This is a genomic window from Pedobacter sp. AK013 (assembly GCF_014205835.1).
Taxonomy (GTDB): Bacteria; Bacteroidota; Bacteroidia; order Sphingobacteriales; family Sphingobacteriaceae; genus Pedobacter.
Genome location: NZ_JACHCQ010000076.1, coordinates 1 through 4,427, shown reverse-complemented (window position 1 = coordinate 4,427; position 4,427 = coordinate 1). Strand labels below are relative to the sequence as shown.

At 34.4% G+C, this 4,427-nt stretch carries 3 protein-coding genes and 1 tRNA gene; all 4 read left to right on the top strand.

Annotation, left to right across the window (positions count from 1 at the left end; genetic code table 11):
* Nucleotides 1-146 precede the first annotated feature (146 nt).
* The 4 genes from HDC90_RS25215 to HDC90_RS25200 all read left to right on the top strand — a co-directional run bounded on the left by HDC90_RS25215 (nt 147) and on the right by HDC90_RS25200 (nt 4,409).
* Complete coding sequence (locus HDC90_RS25215; RefSeq protein WP_370576675.1) at nt 147-1,232, top strand: restriction endonuclease subunit S; 1,086 nt, start codon at nt 147-149, stop codon at nt 1,230-1,232.
* The gene (locus tag HDC90_RS25210) at nt 1,229-2,875 is read left to right on the top strand and encodes a restriction system-associated AAA family ATPase (RefSeq protein WP_184471396.1); all 1,647 of its coding nucleotides are present in this window, start codon (nt 1,229-1,231) and stop codon (nt 2,873-2,875) included. Before HDC90_RS25215 ends, HDC90_RS25210 begins: the two co-directional genes overlap by 4 nt.
* A complete protein-coding gene (locus HDC90_RS25205) occupies nt 2,872-3,957 on the top strand; it encodes a hypothetical protein (RefSeq protein WP_184471394.1) in 1,086 nt (361 codons plus the stop codon). The genes HDC90_RS25210 and HDC90_RS25205 overlap by 4 nt, the downstream gene beginning before the upstream one ends.
* Before the next feature lie 376 nt (nt 3,958-4,333).
* Nucleotides 4,334-4,409, top strand: a tRNA-Met gene (locus tag HDC90_RS25200).
* The last annotated feature ends 18 nt before the right edge of the window (nt 4,410-4,427 follow it).

Genomic DNA, 4,427 nt, shown 5'->3' with positions numbered 1-4,427 from the left:
GGCTTTTTGCTTTGGCGGACCTTATCAAATTAACTCGGCAAAGGGGGGCGTTTTAAAGTGGCGAAGGGGGGTCAATTTGAAGCGGTTTATCCAATAAGGAGCTTACACACCTTTGTGATCTTTTCTTAAAAAGCACATTCCATAATATTTTTGGAAAAACATCCAATACAAAAAAAACAACCAATATCGGCTCTGTCTGTAAAGTCACAAAGTTGGCGGGATTTGAATATAGTAAATACATTACGTATCAGAATTCAGGTGAAATCATGGCTGTTCGTGGTTTAAATGTAAAAGAAGGAAAGATCAAACCAGACAATGCCAAATATATCGACAGGAATACTTCAGACCTTTTGCCCAGAAGTAAACTCTTCAAAAATGATGTGGTAATGACATACATCGGAGTAAATATTGGTGATGTAGCATTAATCGAAAAAAACAACAAATATCACCTTGCACCGAACGTAGCTAAAATAACTCCTAACGATGCAAACCAATTAAGCTCAGTGTATTTGCTACATTACCTAATGTACAATCAACGAGAGATAACCAGACATCAAACGAACACTGCCAAACAGGCTTTGAACATGGAAAATATCAGAGAAATACCGATTCCTGTCCCGGACATCAATCTACAACATCAGTTTGCGAAAGTTTTCTTGAAGGTAGATGCACTCAAAGAAAATTCCCGAAAAAGGGTAGCGGCTTCAGAAAGACTATACTTTTCTATCTCCCAGAAAGGATTTGAAGGCACACTGAATTTAATTGATTTTGATGTCGAAAGCTTAAAACAGCTTCATGAAGCAAAACAGATGGAACCCCTCGCTGTTAAAGCTGAGAAATTGACAAAAAAACCTGCAAGAAACAAGTCTAAGCTTATTTGGGAAGAAGTATCGGTTGAAAAAGCCGCAAACTGGATAAAAGAAAAATACACTGGCTTCCATTTTACAACTGAGATGCTTGTGAGATTCTTAAAAACTGAATACTCGGTATTTCCCGATTATTACAGTTCAGAGGAACTAAAAATGTATCCTCAATTAAATGAAGCAAGCGATTTAAAATCATTAATATTTTCAGCAGTACATAAAGAAAACTCTTTCCTGAAATTAAATCAGTTCTTCTATGATGCAAAGCGAAAGAAAAATCAGCTTTATCTAACAACTGAAGATGCCGATCTTTTGAAAGAAAGGTCGGACGAAGAGCGTTCAGGCATTTATTTTTCTATTGAACTATGAAACTTAAAAGTGTAAAGATTTTAGGAGACAATTTTCGCAGCCTTGCTGCGAACAAACTCTATGAGTTTAATTCATCAATTCGAACGGATAAGCTTTCTACCAAAATATTTGCTGGCCTAAATGGAAGTGGCAAGTCTAATTTCCTTGAATTGTTCTCCGAAATCTTTTATTTTCTGGAGATTTATCATCTCGAAACAGTTCCAAAATCTGAAAAGGCAAACAAAGGATTTGGCTTCGAGATTGAGTACTTCTTGCCTACATCAAAAGTCCTTAAGAACAAAACAAAAACGCAAAAGGTGCATTTTAATATGCATGTTAGGATTGTCAAACCTTTGGGTGAGGTTCCGGAGTTTTCCAAAAAGGATTACGGAAAACAAGAATTCGAAAGAGTTGATTTCGATACAGATTTGCTATTACCAACCAAAGTAATCGCATACACCTCTGGGCAAAATGAGTTACTTAGTAATCCTTATTATAAACTCAAGTACCATTATTTCAAAACATTTGAATTAAGCAAGAAGTATTCTGATAAAAAGTCACTGCTGGAAAATCACCGGCTATTCTTTTTAGATTATAATACAAATTTCTCAATCTTCGTAGCTAATCTTATGCTTGCAGATAAGGGAAAAGTTGATATGTTAAAAGATGTTTTACGAATAGACGATTTACAATCATTCCGAATAACGATCAATACGGACGAACTTTATAAGAAAGTAATCCCTGTCAGCGAAACTTTGTCACAGAACATTACAAAATTAAAATTATGCGCAACAGCATGGATTGAGAGAAAAGTAGGCCCATATAATTTGCTGGTACTTGACTATCTCGTGACAAGAGAGACTAAAAAGGCTTTCGCTTTCCACTTTAAAAAGGCTTTCGATCTCTTTAAAGTATTCTATGAACTTGAAATTTTTAATCTGTATTTGGTGAATAAAAAGACCAGAGATTTGATGTTACAGGTTCACAAGACATTTAATCTTTCCGACGAATTACCTAAACATGATCCTTCAAGATTAGTATTCCGCATCGAAAAGATTTTCATAAGCAAAATCCTAAGCGCAAGTCAACCTTCCAAAAATATCTATTATAAAGCTCTATCTGATGGGGAGCACCAATTCAATGAAGTCATTGGCACCATTTTAATGATGGAAGAAGAAGGATGCATGTTTTTAATCGACGAGCCAGATACACATTTTAATCCGATGTGGCGTTCGAAATTAATTAAGATGCTCAATTATATGGCCGCTCTTTCGTTCGATTCCAGAGGAAATATCAAAGAAGTTAGGCAACAGGAAATTATTCTTACAACCCATTCTCCATTTGTAATATCGGATTCCACAACTGATGATGTTTATCGATTTAAAAAAGTAAATGGTATCATTGATTACGATAACCCAAAAGAGCAGATGTTTGGTGCATCCATATCTGTAATTCTTGATGAAATTTTTGAAAAAGAAGAAACTATTTCCGAAATGGCAAAAAAAGAACTACTTGATATGGCAAAAGGGGTGAGATCGCTGTCAGGTCTCCAGAAAATTATAAATCGTCTAAACACAGAATTTGGTGACTCCGTAGAAAAATTCGATTTATTCAGCAAATTAATGATGATAAAAACTAGGTTACAGGAAAAAGTCAAAAAATGATATACTTTTATAAAACAATATCTCCTCACCTAATTGAAAACTTGCATAAATATTTGCATTATTTCTTTAGCCAATTGTTTGCAGAAGTCCATCCAACATTTGATCATGTGTTCTATATCCACACCGATTTCAAAGATATTGTTGATGAATACCCTGATATAAATACCAGTCTCACAACAATTACATCTTCATATTTAATATTATCAAAAAAAGATAAAGCGTTAGTGCGCAAAATATATTTGCACAATAATGCGATAGAAGAAATTTGTAATAATAAGAAAAAACCTTTCCCATTTGACGACTTACCACTGAGCGTCCAAACACCAATAAGGAACTTATACGATTCAGAAGGCCTTCTTTATAGCATGCTGACCAAAAAGACTGGCTACCCAAAAATTAAAAGTAAGTGTGGTTCTCTAAAAAAACACTTTGAAAGCTTTAGGAAGGTTAACCAATATTCTGTTTGCCCGTTCTGTGGAATGGAAAATCTGATGACAGAAAAAGAAACTAACAAAAATGAATATGATCACTATTTTTCAAAGGGCCGATATCCATTTTGCAGCATAAACTTTAATAATCTCGTTCCTATTTGCGACTATTGCAATAAAAGCGGCAATAAAGGGCAAAAAGACATTCCATTCATACCAAGGTCTAAACCACGTAAACAAGGAGTTTTATATTACCCATATTCACAAAATATTCCCAAACATGAAATAGGATTGCAAATAATATCACCTACCACAGACCTATCTAATCCAAAAAAGTGGAACTTAATAATATCTGCTACTCCAAAGACAAATGAGAAAAGAAAAGATAGGTGGGTAGAAATCTACAATATCGAAGATAGATATAAAGGAAAAATTGCCCAGGATAGCTATAAATGGAAAGAAAGAATTAAAGAGAAATATAGAATGCGTTGTAAAAAAAGAGGTATTTCATTCAAAGATTTTAAAGAAGACATTCTTGATGATTTTACTTCTTATAAAGACATAAATAATGGAATTATAATGAAATGTTTTGACGAGTTTATAATGAATAATCCAAACTGCGAAACCTTTCTATCAGGCAACATAGTTTTTTAAATCAGAGTCGACAAATTGTGTATCCGTTTAACACTTAGCACCTGAAAATTTGTAACGAATCTTTTAGTGTACCCCAGTAAACTCTGCAAAATTCCTGACACCTTCTCCCCCACTGGCATTAAATTCTTAATTTTATATTATATTTTTTTATAATTCATAAATATTTATATCTTTGCCAACCGAAAGTCAAAAGCGACTTGATTTTCTAGATACAGATCTCTGGAGTAATTTTTCCAAAAGGTCCAAAAAATTAAAAAGCGGTTCAAAGAATTTCCCGTTAGGGCTACGAAACCGCTACAAAAGCTGAGCAGTTTTTTTTATCAGTTTCAACACTGTAAAATTGAAGGTTGGTATTTCCCTTAAAAATACAGGAGAGTGCGGGGTGGAGCAGTTGGTAGCTCGTCGGGCTCATAACCCGAAGGTCGCACGTTCGAGTCGTGTCCCCGCTACCAATTCAGTTGGTAGTTATC

Coding starts and splice junctions, on each gene's coding strand:
- HDC90_RS25210 (WP_184471396.1), top strand. CDS start 1,229: ATGAAACTTAAAAGTGTAAAGATTTTAGGAGACAATTTTCGCAGCCTT.
- HDC90_RS25205 (WP_184471394.1), top strand. CDS start 2,872: ATGATATACTTTTATAAAACAATATCTCCTCACCTAATTGAAAACTTG.